16 protein-coding genes are annotated in these 17771 nt (G+C 39.3%); 11 read left to right on the top strand and 5 right to left on the bottom strand.

The genetic code is table 11. The annotated features are described in order from the left end of the window. Window positions 1-13 precede the first annotated feature (13 nt). The 3 genes from F985_RS16330 (at window position 14) to F985_RS16320 (ending at window position 2675) form a co-directional block, all read left to right on the top strand. Window positions 14-1333: an adenylosuccinate synthase gene (locus F985_RS16330; RefSeq protein ID WP_004702779.1), complete on the top strand. Its 1320-nt coding sequence runs from the start codon at window positions 14-16 to the stop codon at window positions 1331-1333. 127 nt (window positions 1334-1460) lie between these two features. After that, window positions 1461-1778: a hypothetical protein gene (locus F985_RS16325; protein WP_004702777.1), complete on the top strand. Its 318-nt coding sequence runs from the start codon at window positions 1461-1463 to the stop codon at window positions 1776-1778. Between the two features lie 117 nt (window positions 1779-1895). Beyond that, window positions 1896-2675 (top strand): M48 family metallopeptidase, encoded by a 780-nt coding sequence (locus tag F985_RS16320; RefSeq protein ID WP_031944517.1) that lies wholly within the window; start codon window positions 1896-1898, stop codon window positions 2673-2675. A gap of 56 nt (window positions 2676-2731) precedes the next feature. On the opposite strand, the gene F985_RS16315 is transcribed toward F985_RS16320, so the two are convergent. Further along, on the bottom strand, window positions 2732-3781 hold the full coding sequence (locus tag F985_RS16315) for an NADP(H)-dependent aldo-keto reductase (protein WP_004702773.1): 1050 nt from the start codon (window positions 3779-3781) through the stop codon (window positions 2732-2734). 159 nt (window positions 3782-3940) lie between these two features. Beyond that, complete coding sequence (gene crp / locus F985_RS16310; protein WP_004702771.1) at window positions 3941-4648, bottom strand: cAMP-activated global transcriptional regulator CRP; 708 nt, start codon at window positions 4646-4648, stop codon at window positions 3941-3943. 439 nt (window positions 4649-5087) lie between these two features. Here crp and F985_RS16305 point away from each other — a divergent pair, with 439 nt between their 5' ends. Both F985_RS16305 and F985_RS16300 read left to right on the top strand, forming a co-directional pair. Further along, on the top strand, window positions 5088-5510 hold the full coding sequence (locus F985_RS16305; protein WP_004702769.1) for an OsmC family protein: 423 nt from the start codon (window positions 5088-5090) through the stop codon (window positions 5508-5510). A 92-nt stretch (window positions 5511-5602) separates the two neighbouring features. Further along, on the top strand, window positions 5603-6028 hold the full coding sequence (locus F985_RS16300) for a GNAT family N-acetyltransferase (protein ID WP_004702767.1): 426 nt from the start codon (window positions 5603-5605) through the stop codon (window positions 6026-6028). Here the strand turns inward: F985_RS16300 and F985_RS16295 are convergent. Further along, window positions 6025-6831, bottom strand: coding sequence for a peptidoglycan DD-metalloendopeptidase family protein (locus F985_RS16295; protein ID WP_004702765.1), 807 nt, complete (start codon window positions 6829-6831; stop codon window positions 6025-6027). The genes F985_RS16300 and F985_RS16295 overlap by 4 nt on opposite strands. A gap of 300 nt (window positions 6832-7131) precedes the next feature. On the opposite strand from F985_RS16295, the gene clpB reads away from it, so the two are divergent. Then, on the top strand, window positions 7132-9711 hold the full coding sequence (gene clpB, locus F985_RS16290) for an ATP-dependent chaperone ClpB (RefSeq protein WP_004702763.1): 2580 nt from the start codon (window positions 7132-7134) through the stop codon (window positions 9709-9711). Between the two features lie 56 nt (window positions 9712-9767). Here clpB and F985_RS16285 read toward each other — a convergent pair whose 3' ends face one another. Beyond that, window positions 9768-10256 carry a CinA family protein gene (locus F985_RS16285; protein WP_004702761.1) on the bottom strand — a complete coding sequence of 163 codons (489 nt, stop codon included), beginning with the start codon at window positions 10254-10256 and terminating at the stop codon, window positions 9768-9770. A gap of 266 nt (window positions 10257-10522) precedes the next feature. Here F985_RS16285 and F985_RS16280 point away from each other — a divergent pair, with 266 nt between their 5' ends. After that, on the top strand, window positions 10523-10939 hold the full coding sequence (locus F985_RS16280; protein ID WP_004702759.1) for a hypothetical protein: 417 nt from the start codon (window positions 10523-10525) through the stop codon (window positions 10937-10939). 24 nt (window positions 10940-10963) lie between these two features. Here F985_RS16280 and rlmKL read toward each other — a convergent pair whose 3' ends face one another. Next, window positions 10964-13168 (bottom strand): bifunctional 23S rRNA (guanine(2069)-N(7))-methyltransferase RlmK/23S rRNA (guanine(2445)-N(2))-methyltransferase RlmL, encoded by a 2205-nt coding sequence (gene rlmKL / locus F985_RS16275; RefSeq protein WP_019458144.1) that lies wholly within the window; start codon window positions 13166-13168, stop codon window positions 10964-10966. 228 nt (window positions 13169-13396) lie between these two features. Between rlmKL and F985_RS16270 the strand changes: the two genes are divergently transcribed. From F985_RS16270 to F985_RS16255, 4 genes are all read left to right on the top strand, one after another. Then, window positions 13397-13741, top strand: coding sequence for a hypothetical protein (locus tag F985_RS16270; RefSeq protein WP_004702757.1), 345 nt, complete (start codon window positions 13397-13399; stop codon window positions 13739-13741). Window positions 13742-13864: 123 nt separating this feature from the next. Then, on the top strand, window positions 13865-14881 hold the full coding sequence (locus F985_RS16265; RefSeq protein ID WP_004702756.1) for an aspartate carbamoyltransferase catalytic subunit: 1017 nt from the start codon (window positions 13865-13867) through the stop codon (window positions 14879-14881). A gap of 12 nt (window positions 14882-14893) precedes the next feature. Further along, window positions 14894-16129 (top strand): dihydroorotase, encoded by a 1236-nt coding sequence (locus F985_RS16260; RefSeq protein WP_004702755.1) that lies wholly within the window; start codon window positions 14894-14896, stop codon window positions 16127-16129. 213 nt (window positions 16130-16342) lie between these two features. Further along, window positions 16343-17761 carry an OmpA family protein gene (locus F985_RS16255; RefSeq protein ID WP_004702754.1) on the top strand — a complete coding sequence of 473 codons (1419 nt, stop codon included), beginning with the start codon at window positions 16343-16345 and terminating at the stop codon, window positions 17759-17761. Window positions 17762-17771 lie beyond the last annotated feature (10 nt).

The following is a 17771-nucleotide window of genomic DNA, read 5'->3' as shown; positions in this document are numbered from 1 at the left end:
TAATGAGGCTATTATGGGCAAAAATGTTGTGGTACTTGGTACCCAATGGGGCGACGAAGGTAAAGGTAAAATCGTCGACCTGCTCACAGATCAAGCGGCTGCGGTAGTACGTTATCAAGGCGGACATAACGCAGGTCATACTCTTGTCGTAGGTGGTAAAAAGACTGTATTGCACCTCATTCCATCAGGCATTTTACGTGAAAACGTATTGTGCTTAATTGGTAATGGCGTGGTGCTTTCACCAGCAGCACTAATTGAAGAAATGGGAATTTTGGAAGCTGAAGGTGTTCCAGTTAAGGAACGTCTACGCATTTCTCCAAACTGTCCACTTATTTTGCCTAACCACATTGCTCTTGATCAGGCTCGTGAGAAGAAACGTGGTAACGCTAAAATTGGTACTACAGGTCGTGGTATCGGCCCTGCGTACGAAGACAAAGTAGCTCGCCGTGCAGTGCGTGTTGCTGACCTTGTTCGTGGTGGTGCAGCGCTAGAAGAGAAACTTCAAGAAATGCTTGAGTTACATAACTTCCAGTTAACTCAGTTCTACGGTGTAGAAGCTGTTAAATTTGAAGATGTATTGGCTCTTTGCAACCAATGGCGTGAAGTTCTTGCTCCATTAGTTATTGACGTGACTAAAGTATTGCATGACTACCGTAAAGAAGGTAAAGCTGTGATGTTTGAAGGAGCTCAAGGCTCACTTCTAGACATCGACCACGGTACTTACCCGTATGTGACTAGCTCAAATACAACGGCTGGTGGTGTAAGCTCGGGTTCTGGTATGGGTCCTTTACATCTTGATTATGTATTAGGTATTACTAAAGCTTATACAACACGTGTAGGTGCTGGACCATTCCCAACTGAATTGGTTTACGATGCTGCAACTGACTCTGGTGATGCAATTGGTAAACACCTCGGTACTGTAGGTCATGAATTTGGTGCTTCTACTGGTCGTCAACGTCGTTGTGGTTGGTTTGATGCCGAAATCCTACGTCGTTCTGTAGACGTTAACTCACTTTCAGGTATTTGCTTAACTAAACTTGACGTTTTAGATGGTTTAGAAGAAGTGAAAATCTGTGTGGGCTATGAAAACACTGATTCAGGTTGCGTAGGCTCTTCTGATGCGGTTTCTTTTGAATGCTTGAAACCAATTTATGAAACTATGCCGGGTTGGAGCGAGTCAACTGTTGGTTTAACTAGCATTGACCAATTACCTGCAAATGCTTTGGCTTATGTGAAACGTATTGAACAATTAATCGAATGTCCGATTGATATCGTTTCAACTGGTCCAGACCGCGCAGAAACAATTGTTTTACGTCATCCTTTCTCTGCTTAATTTGCAAAGATGATAAAAGCCTCCTGAAAAAGGGGGCTTTTTTTATATCCGACTAAAGTGCAGTTTCTGTTTTGTCTAATTCAGATTACAACATAGACATAGGTTATATCATGGATGATGAACTCAAATGAAATTACAGCCAGCTATTTCAAAAACGATGTTTTATTCTTTTTTGTTTGCTATTGGTGGTTCGCCTACATTAGCAATGTTAGTCATCTATGGGCAAAATTATAATCAAGATTTCTTTATGACAGCCTTTATGAGCTTGTCCGTATTGTTCGCATGTGTGCTCATTCCTGTCGTACTCATACAAAATAGCTATTTGCTGTGGAAAAGGAAAAGTCCTACTCTTGAGGAAAAAGTTAAGACCTTAAGTCATGTATATTTGGGCTTAAACATAATTTGTTTAATTTTCTGGATTTATTTGATGACTTTATCGACTTGATCTTTACATAAATACTATGATCGTGAAGAAATGAGACATTCAAAGCTTGTGTGCTATTTCTTATAATTAGTGCAAAAGAATAAACAGTTTTTTTAACGATTTAGGTGATCCATGTTGATGAATAAAAAACTCTTGTTAAGTTTGTGTGCTGCGAGTGTAGTAACAATCTCTGGTTGTGCAACAGTAGCAGACATGGCTGGTGCAGATACAGCAACACTAAATGCGCAATCTGCACAAGGTTTTAATCAAATGGTGCAGGAAGCGCGTGGTAAAGGGACTTTAGATACAAGTTCAAGTACCTATAGCCGTATTAATGCTGTTTTTAACCGTTTGAGACCTTATGCTAACCAAATGAACCAAACAGGTCAGCCATTTAGTTGGCAGTTGGCTGTACTGAAATCAGATACGGTTAACGCTTACGTTGCACCAGGTGGCAAGGTGGTGTTCTATACAGGCATTGTCAATAAATTGAACCTGACCGATGCCGAAATTGCAGCTGTTATGGGCCATGAAATGACGCATGCTTTAGAAGAACATGCGAAAAGTAAAATTGGTGCTCAAGCTCTCACTGATTTAGCTTTAGGCATTGGATTAAGCTATGCGGGTAATAATGTGGGGCAGCTTGGTACTGCTGCTGCTCAGTTAGGCTCGCAAGTGGGTGTAGGCTTACCATATTCACGTAGTTTAGAAAGCCGTGCTGACCAAGGTGGCTTAATGTTAATGGCCCGTGCTGGGTATAATCCAAATGCAGCTATTACGTTATGGGAAAAAATGAACAAGCTTGAAGGTGCTGGTGGTTCATCATTCTTGTCGACTCACCCATCTAACTCACAGCGTATTAATGATATGCGTAAAAACTTACCTGCTGCATTAGCGATTTACAATGGTCGTAAGTAAGTTTTGAAACTTTCATTTCATATAAAAAACGGATGCTTAAGCATCCGTTTTTTATTTTAAGGAGCGGGGTTAGGCTGTTGTATATGAATAGCTTCAATACCCTGTAAAATTTCTGGTGAAAGATCAATTTCAAAAGCCTGAATATTTTCTTTGAGTTGATCTAGGTTGGTTGCTCCAATAATGGTACTTGTTACAAAGAACTGCTGCTTAATAAACGCTAGAGCCAATTGAGTCAGGCTTAAACCATGTTTTTCAGCGAGTTGTGCATATTGTTCAGTTGCCCATTCACTTTGTGCATTGCTATAGCGACTGAAACGTGGAAATAGAGTAACGCGAGCATTCTCAGGTCGTGCCCCATTTCTAAACTTTCCAGTTAAATAACCAAAAGCCAGAGGAGAGTAAGCAAGTAATCCTACACCTTCATATTTAGCAATCTCAGACATACCTATTTCATAAGTACGATTAAGCAGGCTATATGGATTTTGGACACTTACAAATTTACTTACTCCTAAATTTTCAGCGAGTTGTAAAAACTTCATGGTGCCCCAAGGTGTTTCGTTAGACAAACCGATATAACGGATACGTCCACGATTAATTTCTTTTTGAAGGGCAAGTAAAGTTTCTTCTAAGGGTGTAGTGTCATAATCATTTTGTGCTTGTTGATTACCATAAGCGAGCGTACCAAAGAAGTTGGTATGACGTTCTGGCCAGTGCAGTTGGTAGAGATCAATATAATCAGTTTGTAATCGTTTAAGTGAGCCATCAAGTGCTTGTGAGATATGGTCACTATTGAACTTGGTATGACCTTCTCGAATATGAGTTCCACCAAAGCCGGGACCTGCAATTTTTGAAGCAAGGAATACTTTGTCGCGTTGACCATGCTGTGCAAACCAATGACCTAATATAGTTTCAGTAGCGCCATATGTTTCTGGTTTGGGTGGTACAGAATACATCTCTGCTGTATCCCAAAAATAAAGACCGTGTTCTAAAGCATAATTGAGTTGTTCAAAAGCCTCTTGCTGAGTGTTTTGCTCACCAAATGTCATGGTACCTAAGCAAATTTCTGGAAGGTTAATGCCAGTGTGTCCAAGCGAGTTAAATTGCATATATCGAAATCCTTGAGAAATTTGAGTTAGCCTAATCGCAAATATGTATTCAACTTAAATCATAAAATTAGAATAGTTTGTAAGTTTTGTGTATTAACTCATTGTTGCATATAAAAAAAGCAAACCGAAGTTTGCTTTTTATTAAATCATTGTAATTACTTATTCTTCATCATCATAGTCTTCATCAGTGACTGAATTCTCTTCTAATGAAGCATCAAAAATGAGAATGGCTTTACCATCAGTTTGGATCATGCCTTGATCTTCTAAAGTCTTCAATACACGACCAACCATCTCGCGTGAACATCCAACAATACGTCCAATTTCTTGGCGAGTGATACGAATCTGACGACCATTCGGCAAGATCATTGCTTCTGGCTGTGAAGATAAGTCGATTAAGCAACGAGCAATACGACCAGATACGTCAATGAACGCAAGGTCAGTCATTTTGCGAGTTGTATTTTTTAAGCGACGAACAAGTTGCGCAAAAACGGCGTAGCTAAGATCTGGATACTGCTTGCTCAGTTCGTGAAAGTTGTCATATGAAATTTCTGCAATTTCACAAACATCACGAGTACGGACTTCAGCTGTACGTTGAGGGTTCGGTTCGAAAAGCCCCATTTCCCCAAAGAAGTCACCAGGATTCAAATATGCCACAACAATTTCACGTTCGTCATCTTCACGCAAAATAATTGAAACTGAGCCTTTTAAAATTAAATATAAAGATTTTGACTCTGTTCCGGCATCAACAATTGTGGTTCGTTTTGGATATCTGTTGATGTGAGCACGCTTTAACAATGCTTTAACGGATTCAGGTAGTTGCCCCGGAGATAAAGCATCTGTGCTGAGTTGTGAAAAATTTGAAGTCATGCTTGATATGTTCCGAATAGGGTAAACAATTCACACAGGCTCGAGATGAGCTATTACACAGAAGAGATGAAATTCCTTATCAACTCATTTTATGTTAGTGTACAAAACAAGGGCCTGTTGACATTTCACAGATGGTTGCGACATAAGACGATTTTTCTAGACGTTACGAAGCAAGAACTATGGAATTTAGTCATTCTAAATAAATAGAGCTTAACAACGAAACGCACAAAAAATCTGGTCTTGCGCTGCTTCTAAGATGCTTAAATCACACCTCAGATTTTGGCTGAAATTTAACAAATTTTATTACAAAACTGGACAAAGGATTGCCCTTGTCTGTGTTTTGCGTTTTTATTTGAATTAATTTTTAGCTATTACGCAATCCATAGATGAAATGTCAACAGACCCTGCTTAAATTTATAATTTTTTTTGGGTAGTTGCAATGCAAACAAGTGTACATTGGCTAGAGAATGTTGCTTTTGAAGCGAAATCGGATAGTGGACATAGTGTCATCATGGATGGCTCACCTGAGTATGGTGGTGAAAACCGTGGACCACGTCCTATGGAATTGCTATTAATGGGACTTGGTGGGTGTGCTTCGTTTGATATTGTGACGATTTTAAAGAAATCTCGTCAAGATGTGACGAATGTCGTATGTCAGCTTAAAGCTGAGCGTGCCGATGCAATTCCAGCGGTTTTCACAAAAATTCATTTGCACTTTGTGGTAACAGGTAAAGCTGTCAAAGAAAAACAGGTTGCAAAAGCAGTAGAGCTATCAGCTGAAAAATATTGTTCAGCGAGTAAAATGCTTTCTGATGGTGGTGTAAAAATTACTCACGATTTTGAGATTATTGAAGCTGCATAATTTCATATGAATGCCTGAAAAAGAAAAGCTAACAGTGATGTTGGCTTTTTTTAAGATAAGAATAATTTAAAAAATAATATGGAGAATGTTGGGTGAATATCCGTTTAGCACAGTCGCAAGATACCGAGGCCATATGTCACTTGCTGGAGCAAATGGGATATTCGCAGCCTCTAGGATTGGTTCAGGAACAATTTCAAAAGTTAAGTGAAGATCCCAATGCAATTACATTGGTCGCAGCCGATGATTCGCATGTGTATGGAGTTTTGTCTCTCTATTTTATTCCGCAAATTGCCTTAAAAGGAGATTTTGCCAAAATCTGCTATTTGTGTGTTGATCAGAATATGCGTGGTAAAGGAGTGGGGCATTTGCTTATACAAGAAGCAGAGCGTCTAGCTAAGCAGCGTGGTTGTGATCGAATGGAATTGCATTCAGGAATACAAAGACCTTTGGCACATCAATTTTATCTAAAAGAAGGTTATGTTGAAGCACCAAAGTATTTTCGTAAGGCTTTAAATTAACGAGGTGTATTTAGAAAAAGCTGCGGATCTACCCGAGCATTATTAAGACTCATGCCCCAATGTAAATGAGGGCCTGTCACGCGTCCTGTTTTGCCCACTAAACCTAATGTTTCTCCTTGGCGGATATGTTGGCCTTTCTCTACTTTGATTGAGCTTAAATGGCAAAACATGCTGACTAGGCCTTGGCCGTGATCAATTAATACAGTTTGGCCATTAAAGAAATAGTTTCCTGTCTGAACGACCACGCCATCTGCTGGTGCAATTACTTTTTGACCTACAGGGGCTGGAATATCAAGACCTGAGTGAGGTGCACGTTCTTCACCATTAAAAAAGCGTTTTCTTCCAAAAGAATTGGTAAATTTCCCTGAAGTGGGACGTATAAATTTGGGTAAGCTTTGCCATGAACTTGATGTGAAAGAATTATAAACTTCATTTTGTTCTTTCGCTTCTTGAGCATAACGATCTAACTGACTTTGGTTGGGGTTCACATAGTCTTGGTTATTGACTTTAATCCGTTGCTCAGCATAAGGATAAGACTTAACTTCTATTGGAATAGGCGCTTTATTGGTATTGAGCTGAACACTGCCAAGTGGTGTAGATAACGGAATACCTACTACAGCATAACGTTGATGACCTTCTTGACTGATTAAAACGGGTTTATGTTGAAAAGTGACTTGAGTAATATCGGTCGATAATGGAACGACTGCAATTCCACCGGGTCTTCTTGAGTCTTGAGGTAACTCCGCCATTGTTAGTGTCGAGCTAAAAAGACTAATTGTTAATATAATATGTTTTAAACGCATTTTAAATTTCAAAAACAGGATGGAGTTAGCCGGATAAATTAATTCTTATTTTTAGAATTCTCAATGAAGAGTTTGTGAAAAGAGTAGAGCAGACGGAACTAAATATAAATATTTAAGTGATTTAATAAAATGTAGCTGAAGTGTACTTGAAATATATACAAAACAAACCCATATTATAATGGAGTTTTACTTATTGTTATTTTAATAACATTATGAAAAATATATAAAAATTTATTTGAAATCCGAAAAAGTGTTCCCATCTATTAGACAAGTACAAATTTGTTGTGAGGAATAACAAGAATGCGTTTTGAAAAATTTACAAACCGCTTGCAGCAAGCCCTTTCAGATGCTCAATCTTTAGCGATGGGTAAAGACCATACCGCTATAGCAGGTATTCATATTTTGAGTACCTTATTAGAAGAGCCTTCAAATATTAGCTTGTTGCAACAAGCAGGTGCACGGTTACCTGAACTTAAACAAAAGCTTGAGCAAGCTATAAAAGATGCTCCGACTATTGCGAATCCGACAGGCGATGTCAATTTAAACCCAGAAGCAGTTAAAGCGCTTAACTTGGCAGATCGATATGCGCAAAAAGCGGGTGATGAATTTTTGTCAACTGACTGGGTTTTATTGGGCTTGGCAGAAACTGGCGAAACAAAAAATATTTTAAGTGCCGTAGGTGTAACTCCCGACAGTCTACGCAAAGTAATTGAACATATTCGAGGTAGTGACAAAGTCATGAGTAATAATCACGAAGACCAACGTGACTCACTTAATAAATATACGATTGATTTAACTGAGCGGGCTTTATCGGGGAAACTTGATCCGGTCATTGGGCGTGATGACGAGATTCGCCGTACCATTCAAGTCTTGTCACGTCGTACAAAAAACAACCCTGTACTCATTGGTGAGCCGGGTGTGGGTAAAACCGCTATTGTTGAAGGTTTAGCACAGCGTATTGTGAATGGCGAAGTGCCAGAGGGCTTAAAAAATAAACGTGTTTTATCCCTCGACTTAGGATCATTACTTGCGGGCGCGAAGTATCGTGGTGAGTTTGAAGAACGCTTAAAAGCAGTTTTAAAAGATTTGGCGAAACACGAAGGCGAAATCATCCTGTTTATTGATGAGCTGCATACGCTTGTAGGCGCTGGTAAAGGCGACGGTGCGATGGATGCAGGGAACATGTTAAAACCTGCATTGGCTCGTGGTGAGTTACGCTGTGTGGGTGCGACTACTTTAGACGAATATCGCCAATACATTGAAAAAGATGCAGCTTTAGAGCGTCGTTTCCAAAAAGTACTGGTTGATGAGCCAAGTGTAGAAGATACAATTGCGATTTTACGTGGTCTAAAAGAGAAATATGCTACTCACCATGGTGTGCAAATTTTAGACTCAGCGATTATTGCTGCGGCGAAAATGTCTCATCGCTATATTACAGACCGTCAATTACCTGACAAGGCAATTGATTTGATCGATGAAGCAGCTTCTCGTATCAAAATGGAGATTGATTCTAAACCTGAAGCACTTGATAAGCTTGACCGCCGTTTAATCCAGTTGAAAATGCAATTGGAAGCGGTGAAAAAAGATGAAGATGCAGGCAGTAAAGCCGAAGTTACTCATCTTGAAAAACAGATCGCTGAAGTTCAGAAAGAATACAACGATCTTGAAGAAGTGTGGAAGGCTGAGAAAACTCTAGTAGAGGGTACCAAACAAGCTCAGGTTGAACTTGATAAAGCTCGTATTGCTTTTGAAAAAGCTCAGCGTGAAGGTGATTTGGCTGAAGCGGCACGTTTGCAATATGGTGTAATTCCAGAGCTTCAAAAACAACTTGAGCAAGACGAAGTTGCTGAAGAAAACGAAGAACCAAAACTCATTCGTACTAAAGTGACTGAAAATGAAATTGCTGAAGTGGTTAGTGCTGCAACGGGTATTCCGGTTGCTAAAATGATGCAAGGCGAGCGTGAAAAACTTCTTCATATGGAAGAGTTTTTACATGACCGTGTTGTTGGGCAAGATGAAGCTGTTGTTGCGGTATCGAATGCAGTACGTCGTTCACGTGCAGGTTTATCTGACCCGAATCGTCCTAGTGGATCATTCTTATTCTTAGGTCCAACAGGTGTAGGTAAAACTGAGTTAACTAAAGCTTTAGCTAACTTCTTGTTTGATAGTGATGATGCCATGATTCGTATCGACATGAGTGAATTCATGGAAAAACATTCTGTCAGCCGTTTAGTTGGTGCGCCTCCAGGGTATGTTGGCTACGAAGAAGGTGGTGTTTTAACAGAAGCTGTTCGCCGTAAACCATATAGTGTGGTGTTGTTTGATGAGGTTGAAAAAGCGCATCCAGATGTTTTCAATATCGTACTACAAGTATTGGATGATGGTCGCTTAACCGACTCACAAGGTCGAGTAGTGGACTTTAAAAACACGGTTATTGTGATGACATCAAACTTAGGTTCACAAGATGTACGTGAGCTAGGTGATGGTGCAACTGATGACGAAGTACGTACAGTCGTGATGAATGCAGTGAGTCAGCATTTCCGTCCGGAATTTATTAACCGGATTGATGAGCTTGTGGTTTTCCATTCACTCAAGAAAGCGCAGATTCGTGGTATTGCGGATATTCAGTTAGATCGTTTACGTTCACGTCTAGTTGATCGTGATATGAGCTTGAATGTTGATGACAGTGCATTTGATTTATTGATCGATGCTGGTTTTGATCCTGTGTACGGAGCGCGTCCATTAAAACGTGCAATTCAACAACAGGTTGAAAACACATTAGCTCAAAAAATATTATCGGGTGATTTTGTCGCAGGTGACACTATTTTAGTTAAAGGCGAGCATGGTCACTTAGTTTTTGATAAGATGAAACTGAGCTAAGCTCTTTCTGCTAAAACCGAAAAGAGAATATGGAAACATATTCTCTTTTTTTATATTTAAATTTTATTTTGATTAGATGATATAAGCGTAATAATTGAGTCTGCTACTTTTTGTGTGAGAGTTTTTAGTTTCTGTTCGGCATGGCCAGATAAAAAATAATGATAATGATAAATACGCTTTTTGTAAGAAATACAGATAAAAAAAGTACCTACAGTCTTTTCTGCGGTTTCACTTCCACCATGTTTGAGTAAACCCGTACAACTTACAATAATATCCGCTTGCTGAAATAAGATTTGGCCCAACTTACACATTTCTTCTGTCACTTGTGGCGATTCAGCTGTGTACATATTAATTAAATTTGGATCGACTTTTAAAATACTAATTTTAATGCTGGGGTCATAACTAACCAAACCGCCCAGTAAAATATCAGCGCCACTATTTTTATGAATCGAAAACTGACTGGTTAAGTAACCTGAACTGGCACTTTCAATAAATGCAACTTTAAGTTGAAGATCTTCTAATAATTGGCAGCATTGCTGGAGCATTATTTCACCTCGTATGGTGTGTATTTATAAATAAAATCAAATACAAATGAATTATAAAATTACAGTAAGTGATTTAAAGGTATCCTTCAAGCCTGAGATAACAATCTATAAAACTATTGAATAGTGACGAAATACTTGTGATATATTTTGATTTTAAAATGATCAATGCTAATTATCGGGAAGTTTCTTTATAACATTGCGACAAGGTTAAAAAGTTGCTAGTTTTATTTGATATAACAAACAATAACAATTTTAGGAAGTAGGTAATGAATAATAAGCAAGGGTGTGCGCTAATAATTTTAAGCGGTATGTCTGTATTATTATCAAATACTTGGGCTGCTCAACCCATGAGTGAAAGTGCGCTTTCGACTCAGACAGGAGCGATAACCGCATCTTTGCCCGTTATTATTGCTAAAGCCCAAGATGATGCCAAGAAGCCTGAAAAAGAACAGCATCGAGCTCGAAAAGAATTAGGAGATAACTATTTACAAGAAGTTCGCTGGAATTCATTAAGGTCGAGTGTGTTATCACCTTATCAGGAACAAAAACAAAATCAGGTAATAGATATTAAAGAAAAGAAAGAACTAGAGATGGTTGCATTACCAGATCGGGCAGATCGTTTTACACGTTATGAATTTGAGCCAAAAAATGTACGTGGCGAAGTTATCATTACCGTAAAGTAATAATAACTTCTCGCCAAATTTATATTAGTTCAGACCTAGATGCTGAATTTTCCAAGCACGGTGGATTTTTTGATTTCGTTTAAAATCAAGTCCGATCGTTTCAGACGTAATTTCTTCAACGTCGTATAGTGCTTCAATCTCTTCATCCATCTCGAAGCCACGATAGTTATTCGAGAAGTAAAGTGTACCTTCACTTGTTAAACGGTTCATTGCACGTTTAATAAGAGAAACATGGTCGCGTTGTACGTCGAAAGTACCGTAGAACTTTTTAGAGTTAGAGAAAGTAGGTGGGTCAATAAAGATAAGATCATATTGTTCGTGACCTTCTTTTAACCATTCAAAACAGTCGCTTGCAAAGAACATGTGTTGTTCGTCTGCATGATCTACAGTTAAACCATTTAAAACGAAGTTTTCTTTTGACCAGCCTAAGTAAGTATTCGATAAGTCGACACTTGTGGTACTAGCAGCACCGCCCAAGGCAGCATGTAAGCTTGCTGTAGAGGTATAACTATATAAGTTCAAGAAATGTTTACCACGAGCTTCTTGAGCAATACGTAAACGCATTTGACGGTGGTCAAGGAATAAACCTGTATCGAGGTAGTCGGTTAGGTTCACTAAAATTTTAGCTTTACCTTCTTGAACGATAAAACGTTTTGAAGCTGTACTTTGTTTCGTATATTGATTAGTTCCTGTTTGACGAGCACGTGTTTTAATAAAAATAGCATCGCGGTTCAAACCAGTCACAGCACGAATTACAGCAAGCGCTAAATTAAAACGTTTTTTTGCTTTTTCAGGATCGATTGTTTTTGGTGGAGCATATTCCTGAACATGTAAGCGATCGCCATATAAATCTACAGCGACGTTAAAGTCAGGTAAGTCGGCATCGTATAAGCGTAAGCAATAAATATTTTCTTTAGTCGCCCATTTTTTCAAGGCAGTCATATTTTTTTGCAAACGGTTAGCAAAGTCTTGAGCTTCTTCTATTTCCACGGGTTGAGCTTGCCAAGTTGCTAAAAATGGTTGTGTTACTTTTTCTGGTTTGATTGCACCGAAACGAATGTAAATTGGTAATTTACCATTCATTAAGCGTAGAGTTTCAGGCGCTTCAAAAGCTAAAACATCGGCTTGTTCAATTTGAGCTGCAATAATAGCGGCATATTGATTTGGGAAATGTTTTTGTAAAAGTGCAGATAGACCTAAATAAAGAGAACGGTTTGATGCTTTATCACCTAAACGTTCGCCATATGGAGGGTTAGTCACAATAAAAGCTGTTTTCTTTTCAGCGGCAAAATCTGGCCAGTCAGCTAAAGTACGTTCTTCAATTTGAATTTCGCTTAATAGTTTTTCAAAGCCCGCCGCAATAATATTTTCGCGTGTTGCTTTTACCGCTTCCCAATCCGCATCGTAGGCATAAAACTTAGGTAGAGGTAACTCAAGCGCTTTCTCATGACGTTCTGCTGCTTCAGCTTTGAGCGAAAGCCAAAGTTCACGGTCATGACCATGCCAGCCATTAAAGCCAAAACGACGAACAAGACCAGGTGCGCGGTCAGTTAAAATCATTAATGCTTCAATGATAAATGTACCTGAACCACACATTGGGTCGAGTACAAGTTCAGGATTACGTTCTTTAAGCTTAGCTTTTTGTAAAATTGCGGCAGCTAGGTTCTCTTTAATCGGTGCATCTGTCATGTAACGACGGTAGCCGCGTTTATGCAATGAGTCACCAGATAAATCTAGACAGTAAGTATGTTCGGTCTTACCAGCAAGCACATATAAGGTAATTTCTGGTTGTTTAGTATCAATACTTGGGCGACGACCTACAGCTTCCATAAAGGAATCGACGACACCGTCTTTTGCTCGAAGCGTTGCAAATTGAGTATTAACCTTGATTTCACGCTCTGCATGTAGACGAATAGCGAAGGTACTTTGTGGTGCAAAAATAAGTGACCAGTCAAAGCTCATTGCACCTTCGTAAAGCTCTTCTGCTACGTCACGTGCATCATGTGTGTGTTCAAGTTCATAAGTATGAATTGGAAGTAAAACACGAGAAGCGAGACGTGACCACATGCAAATACGATAAGCATGCTCAAGCGTTCCTTCAATGATTAAACGTCCAGCTTTACGTTCTGTCACTTTGGTGCCAAGCTGTTCTATTTCTTCTTGTAAGAGGCTTTCTAAACCATCAGCACAAGTAATCCAATAGTGGTTTAAACGTAAAGAGGTATTCATAAACTCAATTGACCAAAACATATAAATATTAACGATGCAAAGTTTAACTTATTTTGATGTGTAAAGGTCTTTAAATTATTGCAACCTATCACTTGGCAACCAATAAACTGATTTTTAAAGCTTAAAATATATAAACTGGTATGTATTTTGCTAAACCTCTATGAGTAACGCTTATTTATTAAATGGTTTTTAACCAATTTTATGATTTGAAAGCATAGGGGAATATAAATGAAAGATATGATGGGGAATGGTTTTGTAACCAATGCGGAAGCTTTTTCAATCTCTACACAAATATATGTACGTATGCGTAGAGTCACGGGACGAGTCATCGATGCATTGTATGTGGTCCAAAATAAAGATTATGCAAAGTATGTAATAGCACTTGCCTTGGAAACAGATGACGATGAATTAAAACGTTTTGTTGAGCGATTAAACTCATTGACTGAATCAATACCCGAGCTTCCTCAAAAACAAATCGCTAGCAATGTTCAGTTAAGCGAAGAAACAGAAATCACGGCTGAAGATATTTATCGGGCACAAGTTCCACATCATTATATTGGTGCTTTAAGGTAATCTTTGCGCGACCCTAAATTTTCTGGTCAATTTAGGGTCTTATTCTGTAAAGTTCTTCTGCGAAAAAGCTGGAATTCAGCTACACTATGCACGTTTTCGCGATTCGACCCATAGGAATCCATTATGCATATTGCAGCGTTGCATCAGCCGAGCCAGGTTCAGCTCAATCAAGACGGAAATTTAAAACATTTTTTAACGATTGAGGGCCTTTCAAAAGAAAACCTCACTAAGATTTTAGATACCGCGCAAAGCTTTTTAGACGATAATAATAATTTAATCAACCGCCCGCTTTTAGAAGGACGGACGGTGATGAATCTTTTCTTTGAAAACTCCACCCGTACTCGTACTACTTTTGAAGCAGCAGCAAAGCGTTTGTCTGCCAATGTGCTGAACATTGATATTGCTCGTTCAAGTACATCTAAAGGTGAAACTTTACGAGATACGCTTTGGAACCTTGAGGCAATGGCTGCCGATATTTTTGTAGTCCGCCATTCATCTTCGGGTGCTGCACATTTCATTGCTAAAGATGTATGCCCAAAAGTCGCAATTATTAATGCTGGAGATGGACGTCATGCTCATCCAACGCAAGCGATGCTTGATATGCTGACCATTCGCCGTGAAACCAAAAAACCATTTGAAGAGTTGAGTGTTGCCATTATTGGTGACATTAAGCACTCTCGCGTAGCACGTTCAGATGTGGCTGCACTTCAAACTCTTGGATGTAAAGATATTCGTGTGATTGCACCGAATACATTATTGCCAGTTGGTTTTTCAGAATATGGTGACCATGTCCGTTTGTTCAATAACATGGATGAAGGTGTTACTGGTTGTGATGTGATTATTGCGCTACGTATTCAAAATGAACGTATTGATTCACCAGCGTTATCTTCGCAATCTGAATTCTACAGAATGTATGGCTTAAACAAAGAACGCCTAAGTTTAGCTAAACCAGACTGTATTGTTATGCATCCGGGACCAATGAACCGTGGTGTAGAAATTGACTCGAGTATTGCCGATGGTGACCAGTCTGTGATTTTAAAACAGGTCACTAACGGTATTGCAGTTCGTATGGCTGTATTGGCGTTGTCTATGCAAGGGCAACTTCAAGAACAAGGTTTAATTGAAGCAATTGCGTTGTAAGGAATGGATCACATGAGTATTGTAAAAATTGAAAATGTACGTGTGTTAGACCCAATCCAAAAAACAGACAGCGTACAAACTGTATATATTCAAGACGGTAAGTTGGTTGCACCAGTTGACCAAGTTGAACAAACCATTGATGGGCAAAGCAAATGGTTAATGCCGACTATGGTTGATTTGTGCGCACGTTTGCGTGAACCGGGTCAACAACAACACGGTACACTTAAGTCTGAAGGGAAGGCTGCACGTGCTAATGGTATTTTGCATGTCATTACCCCTCCAGACTCAAAGCCAATTGTTCAAGACAATGGCGCCCTCATTCATGGCTTAGTTGAAAAAGCTTGGCTTGATGGTGGTATCCATATGCATATTATCGGTGCTCAAACTCAAGGCTTAAATGGTAAGCAACCAGCAAATATGGCTGGCCTTAAAAAGGGTGGTTGTACTGCTGTTTCAAATGCGAATGCTGCTTTTGAAAATGATGATGTTGTTGTTCGCACGCTTGAGTATGCGGCTGGTCTTGGTTTAACAGTCGTGTTCTATGCTGAAGAACCGCAACTTGCTAAAGACGGATGTGCTCATGAAGGTTTTATCGCATCGCGTCAAGGTTTGCCGATGATTCCTGCAATTGCTGAAACTGTAGCAATTGCAAAATATTTGCTTATGATTGAAGCGACAGGTGTCAAAGCTCACTTTGGCTTGTTGTCTTGCGGTGCGTCGGTTGAATTAATTCGTGCAGCAAAAGCAAAAGGCTTGCCTGTCACTGCCGATGTAGCAATGCATCAGTTACATTTAACTGAGCAATTAACTGATGGCTTCAACTCACTTGCACATGTTCGTCCACCATTGCGTTCTGAGCAAGATAAAGAACTTTTACGCCAAGGTTTAAAACAAGGTATCATTGATGCAATTTGTACGCATCACGAACCATTAAGTAGTTCAGCGAAAATGGCACCGTTTGCTGAAACTCAACCGGGTATTACAGCATTCGATACTTATGTAGCCTTAGGCATTCAACTTATTAATGAAGGCTTATTTGAGCCGCTTGAATGGGTTACCAAAGTGACAAGTGCTCCTGCACAGGTAGCAAATATGACTGCGCGTTGGCAAGCTGAAGCAGGGTGGGTGTTAGTCGATCCGGAATTAAGCTGGACCTTAAGCAAAGACACTATTTTATCTCAAGGGAAAAATACGCCATTACTGGGCCAAAACCTTACTGGTAAAGTGCTACAAACTTTTGCTGTGTAGTTTCCGACGGCTAAAAACTTATTCAAAATATAAACAGGCAGATCTTTTTGATCTGCCTGTTTTGTAAATACTAGATGGAAAATTGTATATAAATTATTTAAAAAACAACAAAAGATTTCGAGCGCATTAGAATAAAAAACTATCAGCAAACAGAAGTATTTGAATAACCAAAAAATTGCTGGTTACGACGTATAAGATTCGGGAGAATAAACAATGTCGATAAACCCTATAGAACTGCTTAAAGAAAAAGTATCTTCAACAATATTAGATAATCAGGATGGATTCCTAGGCGAAAAAACTAACGCGCTTTCTAAGTTTTATCCAATTTTACTTTCATTATTAGCTGCTAAACCTGATCTTATTGGACAATTAAAAAATAGTTTAGCCCCCTCACTATCTGATCTTTTTTCTCATAATGATCAAATTAAAAATACTGTACTGACTCATTTAAGCGGTACTGCGCCATCTGCCGAGATTGAAAGTACACTCAATAGTGCGATCAAACCTAGTCTCAATACAATTTCTGAAGTTGCTGGAAGTGACCAACAAAGTATTGTGAACTATTTACGTCAACATGCAGAAACGATTCGTTCATATTTACCAGGATGGGCAGTTGGACTATTGGCACCATTAGGTCTTGGTGCAGGTTTATCATCAGTAACGACATCAACTGCACCACCGCTTGCCGCGGCAACCGAAACAACAGGGAAATCTCGCGGAATTTTACCCATTATTGCACTGATTATTCTCGGTTTATTAATCGCTTGGTTGTGGCGTTCTTGCCAACATAAAGAGGCTACACCTGTACCTGAAACTTCACCTGCAAGTGGTGTGGCAACCGCAGCAGCTGCACCTGCTACTTTAACTTTAAGTACAGATGAAAAAGGTGCTGTGAGTCAATGTCAGGCAGGTATTGGTGATCAGGGCTTCTTGGCAACTTTGCAAATGCATGTTAAGAAAGTTCTTTCAGCGACTAAAGACTGTGATGTTGATACTAGCCAAACTTATGCTGCTGCATTTACCGATAAAGATGCATTAGCAGGCGTACTTGGTGCATTGAAAGGTGTTCCAAATGCATCTTTAGAATGGGTAGGTGACAAAATTACATTGAAAGCAGGTGATGCCGCAGCTTTAGAAGCTTTAACTGCCAAGGTAAAAGCGTTGGTGCCACATACTGAGGTTGTTGGTACAGCACCTGCAACGGCTGAGCAATCTGTGAGTAATAGTTTAACGGCTTCGCAAACAGCGTTAGGCTCAATTGACCCGAACAATGTAGACGTAAATGCTTTAGTTAAAGCTCTTAACTTGCAAATCATTAACTTCGCGAGTGGTTCAAGTGAAATTCCTGCAGATAACAAAGCTATTCTTGATCAAGCTGCAACACTGTTAAATAAAGTGACTAGCGTGAAATTAAACGTAGGTGGTCATACTGACTCAACAGGTAATGCTGCTGCCAATAAAGCACTTTCTCAACGCCGTGCTCAAGCTGTAGTAGATTACTTAGTTTCTAAAGGAGTAGATGCTTCTAAGCTTGTTGCCCAAGGTCATGGTTCAGAAAACCCTGTTGCTGACAACAAGACTGAAGAAGGTCGCTTTAAAAACCGTCGTATTGAGTTTTCAGTAGCCCAATAATCAATAGATT

It is taken from the genome of Acinetobacter seifertii, from assembly GCF_000368065.1.
GTDB classification, from domain to species: Bacteria; Pseudomonadota; Gammaproteobacteria; order Pseudomonadales; family Moraxellaceae; genus Acinetobacter; species Acinetobacter seifertii.
The sequence above is the reverse complement of the archived record's forward strand: the minus strand, read 5'-3'. Positions and strand labels throughout refer to the sequence as shown.

What these genes read in the sequence shown, in the direction of transcription:
- F985_RS16255 (WP_004702754.1), top strand. Translation starts at nt 16,343, where the DNA reads ATGTCGATAAACCCTATAGAACTGCTTAAAGAAAAAGTATCTTCAACA.
- rlmKL (WP_019458144.1), bottom strand. Translation starts at nt 13,168, where the DNA reads ATGAATACCTCTTTACGTTTAAACCACTATTGGATTACTTGTGCTGAT.
- F985_RS16325 (WP_004702777.1), top strand. Translation starts at nt 1,461, where the DNA reads ATGAAATTACAGCCAGCTATTTCAAAAACGATGTTTTATTCTTTTTTG.
- F985_RS16285 (WP_004702761.1), bottom strand. Translation starts at nt 10,256, where the DNA reads ATGCTCCAGCAATGCTGCCAATTATTAGAAGATCTTCAACTTAAAGTT.
- F985_RS16270 (WP_004702757.1), top strand. Translation starts at nt 13,397, where the DNA reads ATGAAAGATATGATGGGGAATGGTTTTGTAACCAATGCGGAAGCTTTT.
- F985_RS16280 (WP_004702759.1), top strand. Translation starts at nt 10,523, where the DNA reads ATGAATAATAAGCAAGGGTGTGCGCTAATAATTTTAAGCGGTATGTCT.
- F985_RS16315 (WP_004702773.1), bottom strand. Translation starts at nt 3,781, where the DNA reads ATGCAATTTAACTCGCTTGGACACACTGGCATTAACCTTCCAGAAATT.
- F985_RS16295 (WP_004702765.1), bottom strand. Translation starts at nt 6,831, where the DNA reads ATGCGTTTAAAACATATTATATTAACAATTAGTCTTTTTAGCTCGACA.
- clpB (WP_004702763.1), top strand. Translation starts at nt 7,132, where the DNA reads ATGCGTTTTGAAAAATTTACAAACCGCTTGCAGCAAGCCCTTTCAGAT.
- F985_RS16330 (WP_004702779.1), top strand. Translation starts at nt 14, where the DNA reads ATGGGCAAAAATGTTGTGGTACTTGGTACCCAATGGGGCGACGAAGGT.
- F985_RS16305 (WP_004702769.1), top strand. Translation starts at nt 5,088, where the DNA reads ATGCAAACAAGTGTACATTGGCTAGAGAATGTTGCTTTTGAAGCGAAA.
- F985_RS16320 (WP_031944517.1), top strand. Translation starts at nt 1,896, where the DNA reads ATGAATAAAAAACTCTTGTTAAGTTTGTGTGCTGCGAGTGTAGTAACA.
- F985_RS16260 (WP_004702755.1), top strand. Translation starts at nt 14,894, where the DNA reads ATGAGTATTGTAAAAATTGAAAATGTACGTGTGTTAGACCCAATCCAA.
- F985_RS16265 (WP_004702756.1), top strand. Translation starts at nt 13,865, where the DNA reads ATGCATATTGCAGCGTTGCATCAGCCGAGCCAGGTTCAGCTCAATCAA.
- crp (WP_004702771.1), bottom strand. Translation starts at nt 4,648, where the DNA reads ATGACTTCAAATTTTTCACAACTCAGCACAGATGCTTTATCTCCGGGG.